The 21,337-nt window shown below is 68.7% G+C and carries 24 protein-coding genes and 3 pseudogenes; 14 read left to right on the top strand and 13 right to left on the bottom strand.

The genetic code is table 11. The features are described 5' to 3' along the window. Positions 1–174: 174 nt before the first annotated feature. The 4 genes and pseudogenes from J7I98_RS42460 to J7I98_RS39635 all read right to left on the bottom strand — a co-directional run. The gene (locus J7I98_RS42460; protein WP_308378123.1) at positions 175–408 is read right to left on the bottom strand and encodes a helicase associated domain-containing protein; all 234 of its coding nucleotides are present in this window, start codon (positions 406–408) and stop codon (positions 175–177) included. Between the two features lie 31 nt (positions 409–439). After that, positions 440–685, bottom strand: a complete 246-nt coding sequence (locus tag J7I98_RS42785; RefSeq protein WP_308378124.1) for a DUF6233 domain-containing protein — start codon at positions 683–685, stop codon at positions 440–442. Next, positions 592–990: a hypothetical protein gene (locus J7I98_RS42790; protein ID WP_214929931.1), complete on the bottom strand. Its 399-nt coding sequence runs from the start codon at positions 988–990 to the stop codon at positions 592–594. The genes J7I98_RS42785 and J7I98_RS42790 overlap by 94 nt, the downstream gene beginning before the upstream one ends. A gap of 217 nt (positions 991–1,207) precedes the next feature. Then, a pseudogene (locus J7I98_RS39635) lies at positions 1,208–1,537 on the bottom strand (glutaredoxin domain-containing protein); the annotation flags it as partial. A 468-nt stretch (positions 1,538–2,005) separates the two neighbouring features. Between J7I98_RS39635 and J7I98_RS39640 the strand changes: the two are divergent. From J7I98_RS39640 to J7I98_RS39650, 3 genes are all read left to right on the top strand, one after another. Beyond that, the gene (locus J7I98_RS39640) at positions 2,006–2,863 is read left to right on the top strand and encodes a hypothetical protein (protein WP_214929908.1); all 858 of its coding nucleotides are present in this window, start codon (positions 2,006–2,008) and stop codon (positions 2,861–2,863) included. A gap of 500 nt (positions 2,864–3,363) precedes the next feature. Then, a complete protein-coding gene (locus J7I98_RS39645) occupies positions 3,364–3,903 on the top strand; it encodes a winged helix-turn-helix domain-containing protein (protein ID WP_214929909.1) in 540 nt (179 codons plus the stop codon). Next, positions 3,900–4,448 carry a transposase gene (locus J7I98_RS39650; protein WP_251021886.1) on the top strand — a complete coding sequence of 183 codons (549 nt, stop codon included), beginning with the start codon at positions 3,900–3,902 and terminating at the stop codon, positions 4,446–4,448. Before J7I98_RS39645 ends, J7I98_RS39650 begins: the two co-directional genes overlap by 4 nt. On the opposite strand, the gene J7I98_RS39655 is transcribed toward J7I98_RS39650, so the two are convergent. Both J7I98_RS39655 and J7I98_RS39660 read right to left on the bottom strand, forming a co-directional pair. Beyond that, the gene (locus J7I98_RS39655) at positions 4,442–4,855 is read right to left on the bottom strand and encodes a DUF3995 domain-containing protein (RefSeq protein ID WP_251021884.1); all 414 of its coding nucleotides are present in this window, start codon (positions 4,853–4,855) and stop codon (positions 4,442–4,444) included. The two genes, J7I98_RS39650 and J7I98_RS39655, sit on opposite strands and share 7 nt — an antisense overlap. A gap of 240 nt (positions 4,856–5,095) precedes the next feature. After that, positions 5,096–5,497 (bottom strand): hypothetical protein, encoded by a 402-nt coding sequence (locus J7I98_RS39660; RefSeq protein WP_214929911.1) that lies wholly within the window; start codon positions 5,495–5,497, stop codon positions 5,096–5,098. A gap of 228 nt (positions 5,498–5,725) precedes the next feature. Here J7I98_RS39660 and J7I98_RS39665 point away from each other — a divergent pair, with 228 nt between their 5' ends. Further along, positions 5,726–6,424, top strand: a complete 699-nt coding sequence (locus J7I98_RS39665) for a 2-phosphosulfolactate phosphatase (protein ID WP_214929912.1) — start codon at positions 5,726–5,728, stop codon at positions 6,422–6,424. 658 nt (positions 6,425–7,082) lie between these two features. Here the strand turns inward: J7I98_RS39665 and J7I98_RS39670 are convergent. Genes J7I98_RS39670 through J7I98_RS39680 form a run of 3 tightly spaced genes read right to left on the bottom strand, consistent with a single transcriptional unit; the run spans position 7,083 to position 8,649 of the window. Continuing rightward, the gene (locus tag J7I98_RS39670) at positions 7,083–7,445 is read right to left on the bottom strand and encodes a hypothetical protein (RefSeq protein ID WP_214929913.1); all 363 of its coding nucleotides are present in this window, start codon (positions 7,443–7,445) and stop codon (positions 7,083–7,085) included. After that, entirely contained in the window at positions 7,442–8,122 is a 681-nt protein-coding gene (locus tag J7I98_RS39675) for a hypothetical protein (RefSeq protein ID WP_214929914.1), read from the bottom strand. The genes J7I98_RS39670 and J7I98_RS39675 overlap by 4 nt, the downstream gene beginning before the upstream one ends. Next, the gene (locus J7I98_RS39680) at positions 8,113–8,649 is read right to left on the bottom strand and encodes an RNA polymerase sigma factor (RefSeq protein ID WP_214929915.1); all 537 of its coding nucleotides are present in this window, start codon (positions 8,647–8,649) and stop codon (positions 8,113–8,115) included. The genes J7I98_RS39675 and J7I98_RS39680 overlap by 10 nt, the downstream gene beginning before the upstream one ends. A 268-nt stretch (positions 8,650–8,917) precedes the next feature. Here J7I98_RS39680 and J7I98_RS39685 point away from each other — a divergent pair, with 268 nt between their 5' ends. The 5 genes from J7I98_RS39685 to amaP all read left to right on the top strand — a co-directional run bounded on the left by J7I98_RS39685 (position 8,918) and on the right by amaP (position 11,434). Continuing rightward, positions 8,918–9,406 carry an Asp23/Gls24 family envelope stress response protein gene (locus tag J7I98_RS39685; protein ID WP_214929916.1) on the top strand — a complete coding sequence of 163 codons (489 nt, stop codon included), beginning with the start codon at positions 8,918–8,920 and terminating at the stop codon, positions 9,404–9,406. 73 nt (positions 9,407–9,479) lie between these two features. Beyond that, entirely contained in the window at positions 9,480–9,659 is a 180-nt protein-coding gene (locus J7I98_RS39690) for a hypothetical protein (RefSeq protein WP_214929917.1), read from the top strand. After that, the gene (locus tag J7I98_RS39695) at positions 9,656–10,057 is read left to right on the top strand and encodes an Asp23/Gls24 family envelope stress response protein (protein WP_308378125.1); all 402 of its coding nucleotides are present in this window, start codon (positions 9,656–9,658) and stop codon (positions 10,055–10,057) included. Before J7I98_RS39690 ends, J7I98_RS39695 begins: the two co-directional genes overlap by 4 nt. Positions 10,058–10,092: 35 nt before the next feature. Beyond that, positions 10,093–10,782, top strand: coding sequence for a DUF6286 domain-containing protein (locus J7I98_RS39700; protein ID WP_214929918.1), 690 nt, complete (start codon positions 10,093–10,095; stop codon positions 10,780–10,782). Between the two features lie 46 nt (positions 10,783–10,828). Beyond that, complete coding sequence (amaP, locus tag J7I98_RS39705; RefSeq protein WP_214929919.1) at positions 10,829–11,434, top strand: alkaline shock response membrane anchor protein AmaP; 606 nt, start codon at positions 10,829–10,831, stop codon at positions 11,432–11,434. Between the two features lie 183 nt (positions 11,435–11,617). Here amaP and J7I98_RS39710 read toward each other — a convergent pair whose 3' ends face one another. The 3 genes and pseudogenes from J7I98_RS39710 to J7I98_RS42025 form a co-directional block, all read right to left on the bottom strand. Beyond that, a complete protein-coding gene (locus J7I98_RS39710) occupies positions 11,618–12,277 on the bottom strand; it encodes an HNH endonuclease family protein (RefSeq protein ID WP_214929920.1) in 660 nt (219 codons plus the stop codon). Between the two features lie 314 nt (positions 12,278–12,591). After that, entirely contained in the window at positions 12,592–14,454 is a 1,863-nt protein-coding gene (locus J7I98_RS39715; RefSeq protein ID WP_214929921.1) for a DNA/RNA non-specific endonuclease, read from the bottom strand. A 443-nt stretch (positions 14,455–14,897) separates the two neighbouring features. Further along, positions 14,898–15,441 (bottom strand): annotated as a pseudogene (locus tag J7I98_RS42025) (helix-turn-helix domain-containing protein); the annotation flags it as partial. A gap of 158 nt (positions 15,442–15,599) precedes the next feature. Here J7I98_RS42025 and bglX point away from each other — a divergent pair. Further along, positions 15,600–17,885: a beta-glucosidase BglX gene (bglX, locus tag J7I98_RS39725; RefSeq protein WP_214929923.1), complete on the top strand. Its 2,286-nt coding sequence runs from the start codon at positions 15,600–15,602 to the stop codon at positions 17,883–17,885. Positions 17,886–17,984: 99 nt separating this feature from the next. Here bglX and J7I98_RS39730 read toward each other — a convergent pair. Next, a pseudogene (locus tag J7I98_RS39730) lies at positions 17,985–18,812 on the bottom strand (IS701 family transposase); the annotation flags it as partial. 10 nt (positions 18,813–18,822) lie between these two features. Here J7I98_RS39730 and J7I98_RS39735 point away from each other — a divergent pair. From J7I98_RS39735 to J7I98_RS39750, 4 genes are all read left to right on the top strand, one after another. After that, positions 18,823–19,563: a site-specific integrase gene (locus J7I98_RS39735; RefSeq protein ID WP_308378126.1), complete on the top strand. Its 741-nt coding sequence runs from the start codon at positions 18,823–18,825 to the stop codon at positions 19,561–19,563. A 4-nt stretch (positions 19,564–19,567) separates the two neighbouring features. Continuing rightward, positions 19,568–19,900: a helix-turn-helix transcriptional regulator gene (locus J7I98_RS39740; RefSeq protein WP_214929925.1), complete on the top strand. Its 333-nt coding sequence runs from the start codon at positions 19,568–19,570 to the stop codon at positions 19,898–19,900. A gap of 117 nt (positions 19,901–20,017) precedes the next feature. Beyond that, positions 20,018–21,103: a hypothetical protein gene (locus tag J7I98_RS39745; protein WP_214929926.1), complete on the top strand. Its 1,086-nt coding sequence runs from the start codon at positions 20,018–20,020 to the stop codon at positions 21,101–21,103. A gap of 5 nt (positions 21,104–21,108) precedes the next feature. After that, positions 21,109–21,337: DUF4396 domain-containing protein (locus J7I98_RS39750; protein ID WP_214929927.1), on the top strand; the 229-nt coding region annotated here is incomplete at its 3' end.

Here is a 21,337-nt window from a genome sequence, read left to right on the forward strand (position 1 = left end):
TGGTCCTTACCTTGTCCTGATCGGGCCTGCTCGCCATCGCGTACGCCGTGTTGGAGACCGGCTACGACATCGACAACGTGCGTTCCGCCATCGAGTCGGCCTGACGGCCTCTGGCAGCCAGCTCGTGAACGTGCGGGGTGGAGCTGCACGGCTACACCCCGCACACGTTCTCGGCTATGCCCAGTCGAGTCCGAGTTCGGCGAGCGCGGTGAGCTGCTGCTCGCTCAGCCGGTCGCGGCGGTTTTTTAGGTTGGACAACCAGATGCCGAGCCGTACGGACGTGCCATCAGGAAGTTCTTCACTGTGCCCGCGCGGCACGACGGTGCGGGCCTCGCGCGCGATGTACTGCGCAAGGGCCGCCAGGCCCCGCGTGAACGCATCCGAACCCTTGACCGCCCCAGCCTTCACACCGGCCCCGGCCGCCGTGAAGGCGCCGGGTTCAGGCTCCCCAGCCGCCGTACGGATCGCCCTCCTGGCCGGAGTCGAATCCCTCGTCGAAGCCCTTGAGGACAGGATCGAGCTCCGCCGACGCGCACAGGGAACAGAGCCGTACGCCGGGGCGCTCGGCGGCGTCGAGCGCCTGATCCAACGTCAGGACAGGGATGCCCTGCGGGGCTTCGGCACAGTCGACGGCGTGTACGACGCCCTGCGCCGGTCCGCGGCCGCCGCCGAGCTTCTGCAGCACCCACCCGGACGGCCGACGGGGACCGACGATCTGTTCGACAAGGGGCGGCGGGGCAGGCGCTCGGTGGGCACGGTGTCGTACGGCGCGCCGTCCACGGGCCGGAGGTGGTCCTTGGGCCGCAGCCACATCCGGTACTCCGCGGGCTCGATGCCGCCTTCCTTGGTGTTCCTGTAGACCATGATCGAGACGAGGTAGAGCCAGCCGTCGGGAAGCTGCCGCGGGGCGTGGAGGCGTCCGACGACCTCCTGCTCGCCGTCGGGCAGCAGGACCCGGATCGGTGCCGACTGGAACTCGGAGGGCGTCACGCTCCCCACCGTAGGCGGGCCCGGGCTGCGTCCTTGCGCTGCACTCCCCGGTCCGGGGATCGCGCGGCGTGTACGCGATGGTGCCGCTGGCCTCGGCCCGTACGGTTGCGGTGCCCCGCTACGACAGGACAGCGCGGCCGGGCGGCCCCGCGCCCGCTTCGCACGTTGCGCGGGGCCGCCCCCCTCAGCTTGTCTTTTAACCTCGGCTGCGTCCCGATCACGCGGAACGGGAGAGTTGCTCGCGCATCCATGCAGGGTCGGGGTTGGTGTGCGGCCAGCCCGCCACGATGACGGTCGGCACGGTCTCGTTGCCATCGTTGGCTGCCCTCACCGCTGCAGATCCAGCGGGGTCGCGCCAGATGTTGACCCAGTGCACCTGGCGGGCGCTACGGCCCAGCCGGATGCGCAGTCGTACGCAGTACTTGCAGCCGGGCCGCCAGAAGACGACCGGCCGGCCGTCGGCCGCGCTGCGGCGTTGTGCCTCCAGCGCGCTGATCGACCGCGGGAAGATCGGAGGCGAGTTCACGCCTGCGAGCAGCACAAAGACCGGTGTGGGGTGCCGGTGGGGCCGCTGCCAGAGTGTCCACTAACTCTTGTTGCCCGGACTGCAGGTGCGGTCGTGACGCTTGCTGCACGCTGAGCCAGCGTCGTGCCTGTTCCTCGTCCGGTGCGTCGGGCCACACACCACACCCTCGGGCATGCCGTGGGTGTGGTGGTGGGCAGCCCAGTAGGAGCGTTGCCAGGTGAGCGGCCAGGGCGGGTTCCACCACGGGTCGAGCGCGGTGAGCTTGTGGCCGAGACGGGTGGGCTGGCCGGCGGTGATAGGTCATCTGCCAGGGGGCGCGTGCGGCGTCGAGGCGGGTGAAGCGTTCGAAAATTCATCGTCGGCCTTCGGACGGGATACCACGGACGGGTGAACAGCCCATCTGCGCCGCGAGCACGGCGCGCAGCAGCAGGACGATGAGTCGGTCACCACCGAAAGAGGTGGGACGCCTGGCCCATCGAAGGAGACCGAATGAAGCGTCTGCTGACTGCGTTGGGGGCGTTGCTTGTGCTGGTGGTCGGCGAGATGATCGCGCCGACGGCACAGGCGGATGCGGCTGTCTTCCCGCTGTCCGGCTACGAGGTGGTCAGCGCCACCGTGCCGGTGGCTGCGGGAGCCACCGGAGCTACGGGGGTGGACTGCCCCGAGGGCAAGAGGCCGGTCGGTGGCGGAGTCTATACGGGGAACGACGACATGAGGCTGATCGAGTCGTTCCCCTTGGGAGGGGCCGGCGACGTGACCGGCTGGCTGGGAGGTGTGTTCAACGGCGGCACCGACTCCGTGTTCGACGTGTACGCGGTCTGCGCGCGCGTCAACCCTGAGGCGGACTATGAGGCGGTCGGAGTCACCAACGTGCCGGTGGCCGTCGGAACCACCGGAAGCGCGGCCATGCGCTGTCCCGCGGGCAAGAGGCCACTCGGCGGCGGGGTATATACCGGCGACGACGACATGAGGGTGGTCGAATCGTTCCCCACGAGCTCGCGCCGTTGGGCGGGAGCCGTGTTCAACGGCAGCGGCTTTGAGTCCGTCATGGACGTGTACGTGATCTGCGCGCGCGTCAGCCCTGGGGAAGGCTATGAGGTGGCCGGGGTCGGCAACGTGCCGGTGGCCGTCGGAACCACCGCGAGCGCGGCCGTGGACTGTCCCGCGGGCAAGAGGCCGCTCGGCGGCGGAGTCAGCGCGGGCAGCGACGACCTGAGGTTGGTCGAGACGTTCCCCCTGGGAGCGCCCCTTTCCCCAACCGGCTGGACGGGAACCGTATTCAACGGCGGCGACGCTTCGACCACCTTCGACGTGTACGCGGTCTGCGCGCCCGTCCCCACGGATTGAGCCCGTTCCCTGATCCCTCAACCATCCGCCGCGACAAGGGCCTTGTCGCGGCGGATGGTTTTGCGCATGTCGATGCGAGGTGTCCAGCGTCTGTTCGGGGCGCCGGGCGGTCGGCCGGGGCCGGGCGGCGGGGTTTCGGTGCTCACCGTTCAACCCACGGCTGGGAGACGTTGCCTCCCGGCCGCAACGGCAACACTGGGCAGCCTCCCCGCCTCACTCAGCTTGTCGTTTAACTGCTGGCTCAGTCGTCTCTGTTGGCCGGAGGAAGCTGTTCCCTGATGAGCACTGGATCTTCAAGATTCAGCGGGGTCGCGACCATATCTTTGCGCATGGCTTGTCGCAGCTGCCACAGCGCGGACGCGTAGCGGGCATACGCCTCTCGGTAGGTTTCCGCTTCGGTGGTTCCACCCGATCCGATGAGGTCACGGATGGTTACTGAGCTTGTTGGCGTGTTGTCGTTGGGGGCTGACGGCGTGTGATCGTCGCGGTATGCCGTTTGTATGAGGTATCCGCAGGGTGGTGGGCTGACGCCTGAACGACAGGCGTTTCGTGAGCGGATCCGGATGGAGGCCGCCGAACGGTTCGGCGCCGGCGCCTCCAACGCGGAGGTCGCCAAGGACTTACGGGTGAGTGTGCGCTCCGTTCAGCGGTGGCGCCGGGCCTGGCAGGACGCCGGCACGGACGGTCTTCGGTCGGTGGGGCCGGTGTCGCTGCCCAAGCTGAGCGAGAAGCTGTTCGAAGTGCTCGAGCAGGAGCTGGCCAAGGGCCCGGTCGCGCACGGCTGGCCGGACCAGACCTGGACGCTGGCGCGGATCAAGACGCTGATCGGGCGCCGGTTCCACAAGAGCATGACGCTCTCGGCCATCGCGCAGATGCTGCACCGGCACGGCTTCAGCCATCAGGCGCCGGCCCGCCGCGCGGTGGAGCGCAACGAGGAAGCCGTCACCGGCTGGGTGAAGGAGGCCTGGTCCCAGGTGGAAACACCGTGGCGGCGCTCGGGGCCTGGCTGTGCTTCGAGGACGAAGCCGGCTTCTCGATGACGCCGCCTACCGCCCGCACCTGGGCCAGGCGCGGACACACACCGGTCATCCGGGTGCGGGGACGCTCGCAGCGCCGCATCTCGATCGCCGCCCTGGCCTGTTACAAGCAGGGAGAACGATCGCGCGTGATCTACCGACCCAAGCGGCACGTGGATCACAAGCGGGGCGGTCGGCGCAGTTTCGCCTGGACCGACTACCGCGACCTGCTCATCGCCGCCCACCAGCAGCTCGGCGGCCCGATCGTGCTCGTCTGGGACAACTTAAATGTGCACAAGGACGCCCGGCTGCGGGCCTTCATCGACGCCCACGACTGGATCACCTGCTACTTCCTGCGGGCCTACGCACCCGACCTCAACCCCGTCGAGGGCATCTGGTCACTGCTGCGACGCAGCAGCCAGTCCAACACCGCCTTCGTCGACCCCGACCACCTGATGCGCACCGTCCGGCACGGCCTACGCCAGATCCAATACCGCGGCGAACTTATTGACGGATGCCTCGCCGGAACCGGACTCACCACGACGACATCACGCCAACAAGCTCAGTAACGCCTGCTCGCGGCTACCGCAACAATTCCACTCAGGACGCCGAGTGCCACACACAACGGTGAGTACAGGACAGTGTTCAACCGCTGGAATTCACTGGCGGCTCCGGAGTTCATGAAGTAGCCACCCAGGCCACGGGCGAGCAGAACCACCGTCAGGCCGTACACACCCACCAGCCGCAGCCAGCCCGGGCCGACCGTCGGTATGGACTCATTGACCATAAGGGTGAGCACAGCGCCACCGATCAGTGCCAGACCTACCAGAACGGTGCTCGGTGCCGGCGGCATCTTGTCATCATCGACGCCACCAATCGTCCTGGACAACGTCGCCGCATCGCTCATCGGCCAGGGGGAGAACGCCCAGATGAAGTGCAACAGGCCAATTGCCGCGAGGGCAATCGTCAACGCCATGGGGACCACAGTGCGGACCATACTCAGTGCTCCAATCCCGTGCCGACGCGTGCGGATCTAGTATGGCAACAGCACTCTCTTCACCCGCAGTTGCCCCCTCGCGCGGGACCTACGCGGTCAGAGCACCAGTACGGACACCCTCACGCAAGTCTGCGACAACAGGGCGTTCCGGAAGCTCGAGCTGGCTCGCATCGCCGAGCTACCAGGAGGTCCCGCCTTCATGCACCGCTCGCGCCGCGATCACCCGAACAGGAACCCTGTTCGACCGGCAACTCCACTGACCGGAATGCGGATGGCTTCTGAGTCCCGAGCAGAGGACCGCTCGACTGCTTTAGACAGAGCGCGAATGTCCGCCGCAGTCTCGCTGATGATCTCGGCGACCACAGCGAGGGCCGCGTCGCATTGCTCCCGTACCCGGCCCAGCGTCCGGGGGTGACGCGCCGTGCCATGGCCAGCGGGGGACTTGTAGTCCAGATCGTGCACGATTGCGTTGCGCGCTTTGAAGAACCCGTCGAGCTGAGTGAGCCGGGCCAGCGGCAACCGGGCGTTGGAGATGCCGAGGGTGTCGCGGACACGGGACTTCACGTCGCCGCTTCCCTGGAGACTCGCCTTGGTACGCGCCGCGATGTAGAGCTTGATCATCTTCTCGCGGGTCCACGATCACCCTCATGACCAGACGCCTGACCAAGCCCGTCAAACAAGGCACTGCCCTTCCCCCGCGTGCACGTGAACCGGCGCCCCGGACGGTGCGCATCCGCGCCCGATCCGGCGGGATCAGGCTGGCACCAGAACCGCTTCGCTGACCGTCACCCCGACGGCAGCCGGATCAATCGTGCCCTTCGGATGATCCAGGGGCGCCAGAATGGTGCGATGGACCATCACTTCGTTGGCATCCCAGAGTTGACCGGCGTTCCCCGTGTTGCTGTCGTCATCGACGTCATGCGCGCCTTCACCGTGGCTGCCTGGGCCTTCTCGCGTGGCGTCGAGAGGATCGTCCTGGCCTCAACGGAGAGCGAGGCACTTGCCTTGAAGGAGGGCCGCTCGGGTTGGCTGGCTTTGAAGGACGGAGCTCCAGCAGCGGGCTTCGACGCGGTGAACTCACCTGGCTTGCTCAGGTCATGCGATTTCGCTGGCCGCACGCTGGTGCAGAAGACGACGGCAGGGACCGTGGGCGCGCTGGCCGTCGCGAACGCACCGCTGGTCTTGTGCGCGAGCTTCGTGGTGGCTGGCCCGACCGCGCGGTTCCTGCAGACCAAGGATTCCGGCCCGGTGACGTTCGTTGTCACCGGCGAGGGAGGCCAGGCCGACGAGGACCTGGCCTGCGCTGAATACATTGGTCAATCTATGGCCGGAGGCGATGTCGAGGCGGCCCCGTATCTCCACCGCGCGAGGACTTCTCGTGCCGCGGCCGATCTTGCCGGTGGGCTGCGGAGCGGATACCACCCAGACGATGTCGATCTCTGCTTGGAAATCGACAGGTTCCCCTTTGCGATGATGGCTCGCCAGGAAGAGTCTCTAACGGTGCTCCGTCCCGTTGCGGTGCCTGACATCCCGTCCAGTATCCGCTGATCTGCTGGAATTTCGGACTTTCCAGGCGGCAGAGCTCACCCGATCAGGGTGGGCTCTGCCGCCCGCGCCCCTGGGCCGTCACGCTTGTAGGCCAGGCCAAGGCTCCTGGTCGCGCCACCGCAGCGGGTGGGCGGGGTTTCAGGCGGCAGCACGCGCGAAGTTGCCCCGCCGCCCACTCACGGGTACTCCACCTCGGAGACATGCTGGACCACGCGGATCTTGCAGGCGATGCGGTGGCGGATACCTCGTTTGCGGAGTCATCTGCGCAGGTGGGCCACGCTTGCCCAGGTGTTCGCGGATTGCGCGGCAGGAGTACGCCTTATCGGCCAGGGCCACGTCCGGCCTGGTGCGGGGCCGTTCACGGCGTCGAGGAACGCGCAGGCGGGCCATCACATGGGTGAAGGCGGCGCATCACCGGTGTGGCCGGCTGTGAGAGCGAACGAGAGGGGCTGGCTGCGGGCGTCGGCCCTAGCGGTGATCACGCCGCCACCCCGCTTCGGCGTCCGGTTGGCCAGTAACGGGCGGCCACTCAGGTACTCGCCGCGTGGCTCCGGGCGTTGCGGCGTGCGTCGGAGGACGGCGATCGGCGGTCTAGCCTCGCGCTTTCATGTGCGTGGCTGGGCGAGGTGCGCTGGGACGGCTAAGTGCTGGCTCTCGGTCACACGGTGCGGATGACCGTTACGAGGACGGTGACTGGTGCGGGTGTGCCGTGCTGGGCCAGGAGGGCGGTGACGGCGGCGCGGACGTGTTCGCGTACCTGCTGGGCGACGTCCAGGACCCGGTGGTCCTCGTGCAGGACGCAGCGGACTTCTACGTGCCAGCCACCGCCTTCGGGTGTGTGTGCGGCCCGGATGCCCGCGTCGGCGGGGAGGGGGGCAGCTCCGCTTGTCTGTTGGGCTCGGGAGGCTACGGCGGCGGCCAGGCGGTCGGCAAGGCTGGGCTGGAGTGCGGCCACGCCGGGGACTGCGAGAGCTGCCCGGGCGGCGGCTTGTTGGATGTCTCGGATCCTGGTGGTTGTCATCGCTGTCCGTTCCGCTCCGAGGGGCCTCCACCGGGCGCGTCGAAGGGGTCAAGGACGCCGTCGATTTTCAGGTCGACGTCGGTGATGGCCAGGCCCAGCTCGTGGTCTGCGGCATCGAGGACGGCTCGGCGTACCTGGGCGGCGCGGTCCGGCAGTGGCTGGTCGAGGGCGGCTGCCAGGGTCATGGTGACGTGGATGGCGGTGCCGTTGCCGGTGGGAGTCAGGCGGCAGCTGGCGGCGCGGGCGCCCGGAACGGTGTCGGCGGCCCGGCGCAGGACCTTCGCCGCGGCGGTCTCGGCGATCCGCAGGTTGTCGGCGGGGTCGTTCAGCGGCAGCACCGCACCTATGCGCACCTCGGCGCGGACCGCGCGGATCACCCGTTCCGCGAGGCCGTGCCCTTTGGGCTGTTCCTCGGCGTGCAGAGCCCGGGTGGCCTGGTCCAGGGCCGCAAGCCCTTCCACGGCCTGCCGGCAGTAGGGGCAGGCGGCGGTGTGCGGGTCTGCTGGGGTGCTTGTGTCGCGGGCTTGTTCCCAGGCGTGGCTAAGCGGGCGTCCGCACGGCAGCAGCTCGTCGCCGGCGAGCAGTTCCGCGTCCGGCAGCAGGTGGGCGTCGGTCGCCTTGGCGCTGTCTGTCGGCGGCTCGCTGCCAGGTCCCGCATGCGGGTCGTCTAGCGCCATGGGCCCATCGCCTCCCTCAGAGTGTGCCGTGCGCGAAAGAGTCTGCCTCGCACCGTCTGTTCGCTTGTCCCGGTCACGTGGGCGATCTCCTCGTAGTGCAGACCGTGCAGTTCCCGCAGGACCCAGCACACCCGCTGGTCGGGGTCCAGCCGGCGGAGTGCCTGAGCCAGGGCGGTCGTGGCCGCGTCCGTTTCGGCAACGTGCGGCGGTGAACTGCCCGCATCACGTGCGGTGAGCTCGGGGACGGCGTCCAGGGGGAGAGCGCGGGGTTGGCGGCGCAGGGTGTTGAGGCAGCGGTTGGTGACGATCCGGTACATCCACGTGCCGAACAAGGCGCCGTGGCGGAACTCCGGCAGCCGGCGCCAGGCGCTGAGAAAGGCGTCCTGCACGGCGTCCTCGGCGTCGGCCCGGTTGCCGAGCAGGTGGTAGGCGAGCGCGAGCAGTGAGCTGCTGTGCCGGCGGACCAGGACGGCGAATGCGTCGTCATCCCCTTCGGAAGCCCGTACGGCCAGCAGTCTGTCATCCATGCTGATGTCCCGGCCGGCTGGGACATCAGCGGTCGCCGGTGGAGCAGGCTCCTGCGGGCGGGCGGCAGCCGGTGGGGGCGAGGATCCGGTCCGGTCGCGCATCCACCACTCGCTTCCTGCCGGAGACCGTCGTCCCGGCGTCCGCACACACCCCGTCATTCTATGTGGTATCCGTCACGCGAACGGTGTGAGGACTGCGGCTGGGATGTGTCTAATCCTTCGACGGGCACCGCACCGGCGCCCGCACGGACACCCTCGGGAGGTCCTCATGTCAGACACCCTCAGCCGACCCACCGCAGGTGAGAGCCAGCCGGGCAGCGCTGGCAAGACTCTGCAGGGCCGCACCGGCGCCGGGGCTGCGCCCGAGACGCGCGGGCGGACCACGATCGCCGACAGCGTGGTGGAGAAGATCGCAGGGATGGCCGCCCGCGAGGTGCCGGGCATCCACAGCCTCGGTGCAGGGATGGCCCGGACCTTCGGGGCCGTCCGCGACCGGGTGCCCGGCGGACACCCCAGCGTGACGCGCGGAGTGAAGGTCGAGGTGGGCGAGCGGCAAACAGCCGTGGACCTCGACGTGGTCGTCGAGTACGGCGTCTCCATAGTGGACGTCGCCGGCGACGTCCGGTCCAACGTCATCGCGGCCGTGGAACGCATGACGGGCCTGGAGGTCGTCGAGGTGAACATCGCCGTCGACGACGTTCACCTGCCCGACGAGGAGGAAGAGCGGGAGGAAGAGAGCGAGGGCCGCGTGAAGTGACCGCAGCGTCCTTGCGCCCGCGGTACGTAGCGGATCGCAAGAAGTCGACCGACATGGGATTCGGGTGAGTGAGATGAGCAGAGCGACGGTGGGCCTGCTGGCCGGTATGGCCCTGGGCTTCGCCGCCTACTTCGGCGGTTTCTGGGCCTTCCTGCTCGTGGCGGCCTTGGGCGCGGTGGGCCTGGCCGTCGGCCGCGTCCTAGAGGGTGACCTGGAGGTATCCGACTTCGTCCGGTCCCGGGACCGACGGTGACCACGCAGCCCCCGGTCACCCCGATCGGCGGACCGGAGCACGCAACCCGGCCCCCTGTACCGGCGGCCGAGCGCGGCGCGACCATGATCCCCGACAAGGTGGTCGCCCGCATCGCGGCCCGCGCCGCAAGAGAGGCGCTGGCAGGCCAGACGGGCGCGACCCCCGCACACTTGGGGGCCCCGCCCCGCTCCACGGTCGCGGTCCACGGCGGAGCGGCCCGGCTAGGACTGTCCCTGGACCTGCCCTACCCGATCAACGTCGCTGAGACCTCCCGCGAGGTCCAGCACTATGTCGGCGAGCGGGTGGGCCAGCTGACCGGCATGCGCGTCACCGAGGTCACCTTGACCATCCAGCATCTGGTTCCCTCCGGCGGCCTGGAGCACAGACGAGTGCACTGAACCAGGCCGGCACACGCCAGGGAAGGAGAGCGGCCATGGCACGGGATCAAGAGCCCCCCGCTGAGACGGAGCGACCCGCCACAACCCAGGCCGCCACCTCCCTGACGGTGGCGAAGTTGGCCAAACAACTACCAGACGCCACGCAGCCCCAGCACAGCAGCACAGCGGACGAGGGCACACGCCCATCGCGCCGCCTGTGGTCTGCCCGCCGGATACCCGCCGCGCTGACCGCCCTCGTCATTGCGGCCGGCGCCGGAATGCTGCTGTTCGACATCTCCATGGTGCGGGCCGGCCACAACGCCGCCGCTTGGCGCACCCGCCTCGCCCACGAACTGGCCACCCGTCCCCTGGACGACGTCTGGATGCTCACCGGCGCCGCGCTCACCGCCGCCCTCGGTCTGTGGCTGATCATCCTGGCTCTGACCCCCGGCCTGCGCCACCAGCTGCCACTCAACACCCCCGGCGGCCAGAACCCGGTGCGGGCCGTGCTGGACCGCGATGCCGCCGCCCTCCTGCTGCGCGATGCCGCCATGCGTGTCCCTGGCGTCAGCCGGGCCAGGATCCGGGTGCGCCGACACTGGATCAAGGCCCGCGCGGACATTCGCTTCCGTGACCCCGGCGAGGTCAAGACCGAACTCACCACCGTCCTGCGCGAGCAACGCGACCAGCTAGCCCTGGTGCACCCACCCCGAATCACCCTCCGCGTACGCCAGCGCCGCAACTGACCCGCCTGCGAACGCTCGAACCGGCCAGAAGAAAGCAGGCGAAGCCATGAAGAGGCAATCCGCAGCCAACCGGATCCTGCTGGCTCTGGCCGGCCTCGTCCTGCTGGCAGGAGGCATCCTCATCCTCGCCGGTGGCCTTGATCTCTACCGGCGCTGGCACCTGACGCCACCCGCCGGCTGGCCCTTGACCAACCCACGCTCCGTCCTGCTCAGCGCCGGGGACCGTACCCGTTGGACCGACGAGGGCTGGTGGTGGCCCGTGGTCATCGCTGTCTTGGCCGTCATCGTCCTGCTCGCCCTATGGGGGCTGCTGGCACAACTGCGCCGAACTCACCCAGGCCGCATGCCCATTGGAGGAACACCCCCGACAGAGGGTGTAGAACTGCGCGACCACGCCCTCAGCGACGTTATCGCCGCCGACGCCCGCCAACTGCCCGGCGTCCACCAAGTCAGGGTGCAGATGACCGGCCGGGCCCACCACCCCCAGTGCCGCATCACCCTCACGCTCACCCCCGACAGCGAGCCCGGCCCCATCCTGCAGGCCCTGTGCCACGGCCCCCTGGAACGCGCCCGCCAGTCCACCGGCTGGGCCCAACTCCCCACCCAGGCACGGCTGCAGGTCACCCCACACAAACCCCACCGCGCCGAGTAGCAACCCGACCTCCACACCCCCACACCGACGGCAAGGACGATGCCTGCCGACCAGCCAGCGCGGTGCAGTCCGAACCGACGCTGCGACACGGTGTTGCTGTCAGAAGTTTTCAGGCCGTGATCCGGACCTCTCCTAGATGCAATTCCAAGGGGTCTGTGGTTACTGAGGGCGCTGGCGTTTCGGCTACGGGGCGGGTTCGAAGTAGACGTCGGTGGTCGGGCACTGCTCGGCAAGGTCGAGGAGCTCGGCCTGTTCTTGCGGGTCGATGGCGAGGTCCCAGCGGAGCTTGGTTGCGGTCCATTCGGCGGCGTACTGGCAGTGGACTTCGCCGCTGGGCGGCATCCAGGTGCCCGGGTCCTGGTCAGACTTGCTGCGGTTCGACCGGGCGGTGACAGCGACCAGTGAGGTGGCGGCCCCCAGGTCATTTGCGTATGCCTCGCGGCGCTGCGGAGTCCAGGCTGACGCGCCGGAATCCCATGATTCGGCGAGCGGCACCATGTGGTCGATGTCGAGGCCGGAGGGGCCCGACACCGTGGTCGCGTCGTAGTAGGACCACCAGGTGCCGCCGGACAGCTTGCACCCGGGGCCAATGGTCGGCGGCTCGACTGCTTCCTCGATCAGTACCTCGTTGCGGGTGTTGCAGCCGTCCGAGGGGTTCTGCCCGGCGTTCCAGTGGCGGAACTTGTCGCGCGTGTACCCGTCGCGGGATTCATCAGCGAGGTCGAGCTGGTGGACCGCGACGCTCAGCGGAAGCGTCTCGGCGGCGTGCGCCGGCGGGGAAGTGGTGAGGGGCAGGACGGCAAGCGCGGCAGCCGCAGCGGCGCGCATCAGGTTCTTGATCACGAACCCATGGATAGCGGCTCGTAAGCCACTGGTGGGCTGGAACGCTCGATTGCTCACACTCCCGGGGGGTGCAGTACAGCGCAGAAACGATGCCCCTCCCCGCTATTCGCCGCTGCGAGTCAGGTGGGCGACTGGCTGACAGTCGGCACCGCGGTACGTACCCCGTTGCCGATCCGGCTACCGAGCGGGCCCCAAACCTCCTCGATCGTGACTTCGCGGCCGTCGGGTATCCGCCCCACGGGAGTACGCGACGGCACTCGGCGAAGCACGCTCTGCAGCTGGCTGCCCGCTCCGGGAGGCCAGCTGTCTCCGGCCTAATGCCAGATGATGTCCGACAGGTCATCGAGGGGCGTGCGGGCTGCGAGTGTTTCGGGCACGGCCAGCGTGTCGGCCTTGCGTAGGGCGGTGGGGAAGCGGAAGCGGCCGCGGCTTTCTACCTCGCTCAGCGCGACCTGGAAGACGCGGAATTCATCCAGTTCCAGTGCCTCGAGCTGGTTGAGGTTCTGGGTGAGGAGAAAGGCCTTGGCCTTGAGCTGGCCCTGCTCCACGAACGCCAGCACCTTCCAGAATTCGCGGGGGACCTGAACCTCGCGGTAGAGGCGGTCGTCTTCCTGGAAGACCGGTCCGCCGAAGGCGCTCAGTTTGAGGTCATCGATCTCGACCTCGGCGAAGAGGGCGTCTTCGAGCTGCCCCCACAGGCCGCCCTTGCTGGATTGATTGAAGTCCTCGATCTGGGGGGTGATGTTGGTGTAGAAGAAGGAGTCCTTGTTGGCCTTCTTCGCCTCCAGCGGTGCTCCCCACAGGAGGTCAGCGCGGCGGGCCAGGTGCCCGCGGTCGAGCGGGTTGTCCTCATACAGTTCGTTGCCGATCTGGACGTCGTCCGGCAGCCGCGGGTCCTTGATGAACTTGATTCCCCTGCGGGGCAGCTTCTTGATGGAACCGCCGTCGATATTCCACGCTACCCAGAACGCGAACCCTCTGACGCCATTGAGCGCGAGGGAGAAGTGGGTGTAGGGGATGACGTCGGTGCCACTGAGCTGGACGGCGTCGTCCTTGACTGCCGCCGTGAGGCGCGGGGGGTCGATGCGGGTACCCAGGAACGCGGGATCGTATCCCTGGATGACTGCGGCTTCTTCGACGGACGGCTGCTGCAGGCTGATATCGAGCTTTTCGAAGACCGAGCGAGGCAGGCAGGCCAGGGCATGTTCGTCGGGACTGAATTCGCCCTCGCCGCCGAAGTGGAGTCCTGCCATCACCTTGCCCGGCCGGCCGTTGGCCCCCTTGAACATCCAAACAGCGCCGGAATCACCGCCTTGGCTGACCTCACCGGCGGCGGGCGGAATGGCCGGGTCGGGTTCGATCTCGAAGCAGCCGATGTTCTGCAGCCCCACCTCGCCGCCGTAGTCGAGCTGTACGAGGGTTTCGATCCGCCGCACCACACCGTGGGTGACACCGGTGGTGCGGCCGCTCTTGACGACCTTGTCACCGAGTTCCGGCTCGCCCAACTGCTCCGGGGCCACGTCGAGCTCGAGGATCTTCTGGGCGAAGCGGCGGTCCTCGATCGTCGCGACCGCGCAGTCGCCGGCCATGCCCAGGTGGGAACGTTCCAGGACACCGAGACGGTTCTGGGCGATCCGGTTGTCGTCGTGCGTGCCGGGCTGCACGACGGCCTCTCCCAGCTCCCCGTCCGAGCCGTGCAGGACGTGCCAGTTGCTCAGCACGTACGGAGTGCCGTTCTTCTTGTCGAACACGATGCAACCGATCGTCCCTGCCGACACCTCCACGTGCCCGACACTCGCGCCGGGCACGATGGGATCCAGGCGTCGCTTCCGCTGCGGGCTCTCCGCCTCTGCCACTACGAGGAACTGAGGTTTGTAGCTGCGCTGGATGACATCGGTGGGCACGTCGGCGCCGTCGACCGTGATGGTCTCCGGAATTCTCGTCGTCTCCAGAGCTTCCAGTTCCTCCGGCACCACCTTGGTACCCACCGTGAACTGGAGCGTGAGCTCCTTCGTCTGTCTCCCGCCCTGCTGCCGGTAGCCGATACCGATGCTGTTCACATTCGGATCGGACAGATAGCTCTGCCCCTTGGTCCGGATGAACTGCCGGAGGGAATCGATGAGCTTGTCCTGACTGGGTGCTGTCTTGGACGTCGTGCTCTTCTTCTTGGTGACCATGAATGATCCCTTCACGAAGGCGTACGGGGAGGTGCTGACTTGGGGGGCGCTGCCCGGCTCGGCGGGCAGGTGAGGCGCGCGTCACGCTCGAAGGTCCTCAGACCAAGAGGGAGCTGAGTGCCCGGACGCTGCGGCGCTAAGGGCCATAGCCACCTGATCGGCACTCATTGTAGAAGTAGGGTTACTTTCCGTATATCGCGGAGTGTAAGGCAGCGGCAGTCCGTAGGCGGCGACCCTGCCTACCGCGCGGGCCAGCGCGCCTGACCCGGCCCCACAAGGCGGACTTCGACGCCGGTTCCCGCAAGGACACCGCACTGATCCCGAACGGCACTCTTCGCGCTCTCCCCGGCGATGCCGATGCCCCATTACGTCGGCTCCGTGACAACTTGTAATCGATCTGATCGCGTGCGACCCGTGGGAGTCTGGTATGGCTCGTATCGCCAGGAGTGCAGGTAGACGTAGCCGGCCGGTGCCGCGTGTTTTCATGCGGTCGACGGGTTTCGCTTGCGGGCTACCCCGCCCGTGCACACGCCGCCCGCCGCCGTTGGGGATGCGCCCAACTTTCTTGACGTCGATGTGGATCATGTGCCCGGGGCGCTCGGCAATGATCTGCTGTGGTTCCCTATTCGTCGCGCCGTTGGGGTCGATGAAGTGGCGCCGGTTCAAGCCAAGCTGCGCAAGCAGTCGGGTGACGGTGCGGCGGCTGACGGGTGTGCCGTCCTGTTCCAGCTCGAACGCGATCCGCGAGGCAGACCACTTGCGCTTGCGGCGCATCCTCTCGATCCGGTCGACCAGACGACCAGACGACCAGACGACCAGACGACCGGGCGTAGCGGTCGGTTGCCGGTGCGGGGCCGAGGGCCGGTCGAGGAGTCCGAGTTCGCCGTAACGGCGGTAGCGGTTCACCCATTTGGATGCGGTCGCACGCGAGATCCCCATCTCGTACGCTCCCCGACGGCACCCGGCTCTCGGCGGCCTACAACTCAGGCACCGGTTATGCCACGTTCGACGTCCCGTGGGGCGGCACGACGTACAGCTACCGATTGCCCCCGGCGCTGCCGCGATCTTCACCACACGATCGGTCTGAACTACCACCCCCCACCCCGCACCCCCCTTTCCTAATCCCCATTCAAAGGACGAAGGCCATGAGTGGTATGCGCAGGCGCACAGTGGTCACGGCACTCGGCGGTACGGTCGCCGCCGTAGCCGCCACAGGCACCGCACAGGCCGAGGAGCCCGCTTCGGCAGCCGCCGCGAAGCGCGGGTCCGGCCCGTACGAGGCGAAAGCCAAGGCCCTGTTGGCCCGGATGACCGTCGAGGAGAAGCTGGGGCAACTGCAGCAGCTGTCCTGGACGGGCGACACCGGTCCCGGCGGCGGGCAGACCGCACAGGCGGAGAAGGCCGCCCGCACGGGCAGGCTCGGGTCCGTGATCAACATCTACGGGGCGAAGAGCACCAACGACCTTCAGCGCATCGCCGTCGAGGAGTCGCGGCTGGGTATCCCGCTGCTGTTCGGCCTCGATGTCATCCATGGCTACTGGACCACGTTCCCCATCCCGCTGGCCCAGGCGTCCAGCTTCGACCCGGCGGTGTCCGAGCGGGACGCCGAGATCGCGGCCGTGGAGGCGCGCTCCAACGGGGTGCGCTGGACGTTCTCCCCGATGATGGACGTCACCCACGAGCCGCGCTGGGGGCGCATCGCGGAGGGGTGCGGCGAAGACCCGTACCTCACGGCGGTCTTCGCCGCCGCCAAGACCCGCGGCTACCAGGGCGACGGCAAACACCTGGACGCCAAGAACCGGCTCGCGGCCTGCGCCAAGCACTTCGTCGCGTACGGAGGCGCGGAGGGCGGACGCGACTACAACACCGTGGACACCTCCGAAGCCCGCCTGCGCAACCACTACCTTCCGCCCTTCAAGGCGGCCCTCGACGCCGGGGTGGCCACCGTCATGGCATCCTTCAACACCGTCAGCGGCGTCCCCGCCCACGGCAACTGGCATGTGCTGACCGGCATCCTCAAGGATGAGTGGGGCTTCGACGGGGTCGTCGTCAGCGACTACATGGGCGTCCAGGAGATGATCGCCCACGGGTTCACCGCCGATGGTGCCGACGCCGGCCGGCTCGCCCTGAACGCCGGGGTGGACATGGAAATGGTCAGCACCAACCTTGTGGACCACGGCAGGAAACTACTCAAGGGCGGTCAGATCACGGCCCGCCGCCTGGACGACGCGGTCTCCCGCATCCTGCGCCTGAAGTTCCGCCTCGGCCTCTTCGACAACCCCTACGTCGACGAGGACGCGGCGGTCACAGAGCTGACGAAGGAGGCCCGCGCCGCGGCACGGTCGACCGCCGCGCGTTCCATGGTGCTGCTGAAAAACGACAAGGCCGCCCTGCCCCTGCGCCCGTCCGTCGGCTCCATCGCCGTCGTCGGTCCGTTCGCCGACTCCGCGGACCTGCTGGGTGCGTGGGCCGGCCCCGGCGCGCAGAAGTTCTCTTCGGTGACCGCGCTGGAAGGAGTCCGGGCGGCAGCCCCCAAGGCCAAGGTCACCTCCGTCACGGGGATGAACCCGGAGGCCACGGACACCTCGGGGATCAAGGACGCGGTCGCGGCGGCCAAGGCGGCCGACGTCACCGTAGTCGTGGTCGGCGAGCCGTGGTGGATGAGCGGCGAGGCCGCCGTGCGCAGCGACATCACGCTGCCCGGGGCGCAGGAGGACCTGATCACCGCGATCGCCGACACGGGCAAGCCGTTCGTCGTCGTCCTGGTCAACGGACGGCCCCTCGCCATCGGCGGCTGGCTGGACTCCGCCCCGGCCATCCTGGAGGCGTGGCACCCCGGCACGGAGGCGGGCAACGCCATCGCGGACGTACTGTTCGGCGCGGTCAACCCCGGCGGCAAGCTCCCGGTGACCTTCCCGCGCACCGTCGGGCAGATTCCGATCTACTACAACCACGAGAACACCGGCCGCCCCTACGACGCCAACAACAAGTACACGTCCAAGTACCTGGACCTACCCGACGGGCCGCAGTTCCCCTTCGGGCACGGCCTGAGCTACACCTCGTTCGCCATCGGCGACCCGTCCCTGAGCACCCGCCGGATCTCGACGGGCGCGCTGCGCAAGGGCGACACGGTCGAGGTGGCGGTCACCGTGCGCAACACCGGCGAGCGCGCGGGCGACGAGGTCGTCCAGCTCTACCTCCACGACCTTGCGGTGAGCATCGTGCAGCCGGTCCGCAGGCTGCGCGGTTTCCGCCGGGTGAGCCTGGATGCGGGCAAGAGCACCACCGTCCGGTTCTGCCTCGGCGCCGATGACCTCGGCTTCTGGACGAACGACACTGGTGGACAGTTCGAGATCGAAGAGGGTGACATCGACATTTATGTGGGCAACAGTTCGCTCGCAATGGCCAAGACGACGCTGACGATCGCCTAGTAGGACTCCGTTAAGTCGGTTGGGGTCTTGGGTTCCGGCTGGTAGTGGATCTTGTGGGCAGAGGGCGGTGGCAGGTGGTACAGGTGCCGGTCCAGCAGTTCAGGAAGTGCTGGAGGGTGTCGAGGATCTGGTAGAGGGTGAGTCCGGTGTGTCGGCTTTTGGGGAGAGCCGCTGCTCGGTGAGGAAGGCGTGAGCGGCGGTGACCAGGGTGGCGTGGTGGTGCCATCCGGTCCATGAGCGACCCTCGAAGTGGTCCAGGCCGAGGCCGTGCTTGAGCTCACGGTAGTCGTGCTCGATGCGCCAGCGGATCTTCGCCAGGCGGACCAGTTCGGCCAGCGGGGTGTCCTGGGGCAGATTGGACAGCCAGTAGTCAGTGGGCGCTTCGGCGTGCTCAGGCCATTCGATCAGTAGCGTGACGTCGGGCAGGACGCCGTCCCAGTGGCCGTCGCGGGCCGTGGCGGCGGCCTGGGCCAGGCGGCGGGACTTCACTCCGGCCGGCCGCACCCGCAGGGACAAAAAGCGCGAGCGCATCGGTTGGCGGGAGCCTTCACGCCAGGTGACCTCGGTGAAAGCCTGCCGTCCGTGTCCGGTGGCGAGTGCGGCCACCGAGGAGGGCGTGTCCCGGTAGCGGGGCTGCGGTTTGCGGCCGTTGCCGGACCAGGGCGGGGCGGTGGGCACCGCATCGTGCGGGTGGACGGTCACATCCGAGCGGATGGCGACGGCATAGCCGATGCCCCGGCTCTGCAGGCCGTCGCGGAAGTCGGCGTTCTGGCCGTAGCCGGCGTCGGCCACCAGCACCGGCGGGACCAGGCCCCATCCGGCCAGCTCGTCGATGGTGTCCAACGCCAGGCGCCACTTCTCCCGGTGGCCGATTTCTGCGGGAATCCCGCTCTTGCGCCGTCGGACAGCGTCATCAGCCCATCGCCGGTTCGGCGCGGTGGTCGAGTCACCCGTCGACGCGTTCAACCGGCCTGTTCACCGCGGCGACTTTGGGCTGCGGATCCCGCCGTCGGGCCGGGCGACGAAGGAGTTCTTCGCCGCGTGGCGCGAGGCTCTGCCGCGGGCGCGGAAGTATCCGGTGGCGGTCCGGAACTACGTGATGTCGAAGCTGACGTACATCTCCGGGGTCCGGGCGGCGGAGCTGTGCCAAGTGCAGCTTGGGGATGTGCACTGGGAGAACGGCCAGTGGGGCCGGTTCCTGGTCCACGACAAGGGCGCCGGCGGCTCCGGCCCCCGGGACCGCGAAGCTTTCCTCTTCGAAGAGGGCCGCGCGCTCCTGTGGTGGTACGTCGAAGAGGTGCGGGGCGAGTTTCCCGATGACCCCTGCGACCCGCGGGCGCCGCTCTTCCCTTCCGAGCGTCTGGCGAGGTCGCTGACCGGCATGGAGGGACTGCTCGCGCCGCCGGTGGTGCCCGACACGTTCCGGCGGGCACTGAAGATGGCCTCTCACGAGCATCTGCGGGGCCCGGTCAGCGAGCTCTTTCCGCATCTGCTGCGGCACGCGTGCGCGACCCACAACTATGAGGCGGGGATGCCGTTGTGGGACGTGCAGGTCTTGCTCGGCCATGTCTGGGCATCCACCACGGTCGGGTATCTCGCGACCGCGAAGGGCGACCCGGAGCGGGCGAGCCTGGAGTCTTCCCGGCGAGCGGTTCGCCGGCTGAGCACGGAGGCGTGATCCGTTGAAGTGGAATCTGCGCTGGGCCGCGGCCAAGCGCGATATCTGGCGCCCTACCCAGCTGCAGGCGGCCTTCCGGGAGGTGGGGTTCACTCCGTCTCTAAGCAAGGTGGCCGCGCTGTGGTCGGGCAAGCCGGTCACCGTCCGGCTGGAGGACCTGGACATGATCTGCGCCGCCCTCCAGTGCACGGTTGCGGACCTGATGGAAGCCGAGCCGGTGGCGGCGGCCGAGGGGCGCCCGGAGACCGAGCAGCGAGCCGTGGGCGACAGCGGCCCCGCACGCCCGATTCCCCGGCCGGGCAGCGGCGGGTCCCGGCGCCCGCTGCCGCCGAACTGACCCGGTCGACCGGTGATCAAGGGCTTCCGGCTGCTCGGATCGTGCGAGACGTGCGCGAGCTGGGGAGCGGTGAACGGGAACGCCATGTGCCCTCGGTGCGCGTGGGGATGGATCCGCGTGTCCTCAGCCAGGGACGGCTGGAGCAAGGCTCCCTGCCGCCGCTGCGCCTGGACCGTGCCGGTCACGCGGGCGGGCGTGTGCGCGCCCTGCCTTCTGGCTGTTCGCCTCGGGGAGGACGACTCCTGGGCCTGGGGCGAGCTCCACGACGAAACCCTCGCCCCGGGCCGGCCGCGTCAGCTCGCCCTGGACATCGAGGGTGTCGCCCTACCCGAAGCGAGGCCGGTGCGGATGCCCCAGGCTAAATCCGGACGGCGAGCGGCCATCCCCTCGTGGTTACGGGCCCGGCTTCCCGAGCCGATCCAGGACGATCCCCGGATCTGCCCACCCCAGGTGCCCGGCCAGCTGGGGCTTTTCCCCACCCCGGCCCGCCAGTTCGCCCGCACCGACGCGGCTCGCATCAGCGACCGGCCCATTCCCGGATTCGAGGCCGTCTCCGAGCAGCTGCGGTACATGGCGGACGAGCGCCGGGTACGCGCCCGGACCATGTGGATCTGGCGGCTGGAGGGCTTCGCCCGTCTCGCGCTGGCTGCCCGGGACCCTGATCAGCACCAGGTCGCCGCCGAGGTCCTGAAGGACCTCCTCTACAACGGCCCGATCCTCGGGCAGGCCCTGGACCGCGCCGATCTCCTCGCACCGCCTCCGCCGCGCCGGATGGTCCCGCCGCGCGGCACCGGCCCCACTCGCCAAGGCGGGCAGCGGGACCCTGAGCTGCGAGGGCAGTGCGCGCACTGCCTCGCCTGGGCGAACGACCGCCGGGTCCTGTGTGTGCCGTGCACCAGCTGGTGCTGCGAGATCCGCAAACTCGGCGGCAACGAGGCCGAGTGCGACCGCTGCCACCGCACGCTGATGCTCCGCGGCGGGATGTGCCGCATGTGCCGGATCGTCGTTGCCGAGACCGAGGTCGACACCGCCCGCTCGGCAAGAGCTGACCCACCCGGGCGGAGGGGTATGCCGGGCCGTACGGCCCGGCATACCCCTCCGCTTCTTGTTGGGCTCACGCCCCTCGCGGAATACCCTGGGGGGGTATACGGTTGTGGTGTGGGTCCGCGGGAGCGGGGTCACACCGGACGGGATAGGGGATGACGGTCATGGACCACAGCGCACACCACACCAGCACCGCACAGGACCACACGGCGCACCAGGCGCACGCGGACCATGCCGGGCACCAGATGGGCGGGGTGACCTGGGGGGCGGCGGCAAAGGCGACGCTGCACTGCCTGACCGGATGTGCGATCGGCGAGATCCTCGGCATGGTCATTGGTACCGCCCTGATGTGGGGCAACGTCCAGACGATGATCCTGGCGATCACGCTGGCGT

Origin of the sequence: Streptomyces sp. ISL-98 (assembly GCF_018614055.1) — a bacterium.
Classification (GTDB): domain Bacteria; phylum Actinomycetota; class Actinomycetes; order Streptomycetales; family Streptomycetaceae; genus Streptomyces; species Streptomyces spiramyceticus.

What these genes read in the sequence shown, in the direction of transcription:
- J7I98_RS39640 (WP_214929908.1), top strand. Translation starts at nt 2,006, where the DNA reads ATGAAGCGTCTGCTGACTGCGTTGGGGGCGTTGCTTGTGCTGGTGGTC.
- J7I98_RS39645 (WP_214929909.1), top strand. Translation starts at nt 3,364, where the DNA reads ATGAGGTATCCGCAGGGTGGTGGGCTGACGCCTGAACGACAGGCGTTT.
- J7I98_RS39650 (WP_251021886.1), top strand. Translation starts at nt 3,900, where the DNA reads ATGACGCCGCCTACCGCCCGCACCTGGGCCAGGCGCGGACACACACCG.
- J7I98_RS39655 (WP_251021884.1), bottom strand. Translation starts at nt 4,855, where the DNA reads ATGGCGTTGACGATTGCCCTCGCGGCAATTGGCCTGTTGCACTTCATC.
- J7I98_RS39660 (WP_214929911.1), bottom strand. Translation starts at nt 5,497, where the DNA reads ATGATCAAGCTCTACATCGCGGCGCGTACCAAGGCGAGTCTCCAGGGA.
- J7I98_RS39665 (WP_214929912.1), top strand. Translation starts at nt 5,726, where the DNA reads ATGGACCATCACTTCGTTGGCATCCCAGAGTTGACCGGCGTTCCCCGT.
- J7I98_RS39670 (WP_214929913.1), bottom strand. Translation starts at nt 7,445, where the DNA reads ATGACAACCACCAGGATCCGAGACATCCAACAAGCCGCCGCCCGGGCA.
- J7I98_RS39675 (WP_214929914.1), bottom strand. Translation starts at nt 8,122, where the DNA reads ATGGCGCTAGACGACCCGCATGCGGGACCTGGCAGCGAGCCGCCGACA.
- J7I98_RS39680 (WP_214929915.1), bottom strand. Translation starts at nt 8,649, where the DNA reads ATGGATGACAGACTGCTGGCCGTACGGGCTTCCGAAGGGGATGACGAC.
- J7I98_RS39685 (WP_214929916.1), top strand. Translation starts at nt 8,918, where the DNA reads ATGTCAGACACCCTCAGCCGACCCACCGCAGGTGAGAGCCAGCCGGGC.
- J7I98_RS39690 (WP_214929917.1), top strand. Translation starts at nt 9,480, where the DNA reads ATGAGCAGAGCGACGGTGGGCCTGCTGGCCGGTATGGCCCTGGGCTTC.
- J7I98_RS39700 (WP_214929918.1), top strand. Translation starts at nt 10,093, where the DNA reads ATGGCACGGGATCAAGAGCCCCCCGCTGAGACGGAGCGACCCGCCACA.
- amaP (WP_214929919.1), top strand. Translation starts at nt 10,829, where the DNA reads ATGAAGAGGCAATCCGCAGCCAACCGGATCCTGCTGGCTCTGGCCGGC.
- J7I98_RS39715 (WP_214929921.1), bottom strand. Translation starts at nt 14,454, where the DNA reads ATGGTCACCAAGAAGAAGAGCACGACGTCCAAGACAGCACCCAGTCAG.
- bglX (WP_214929923.1), top strand. Translation starts at nt 15,600, where the DNA reads ATGAGTGGTATGCGCAGGCGCACAGTGGTCACGGCACTCGGCGGTACG.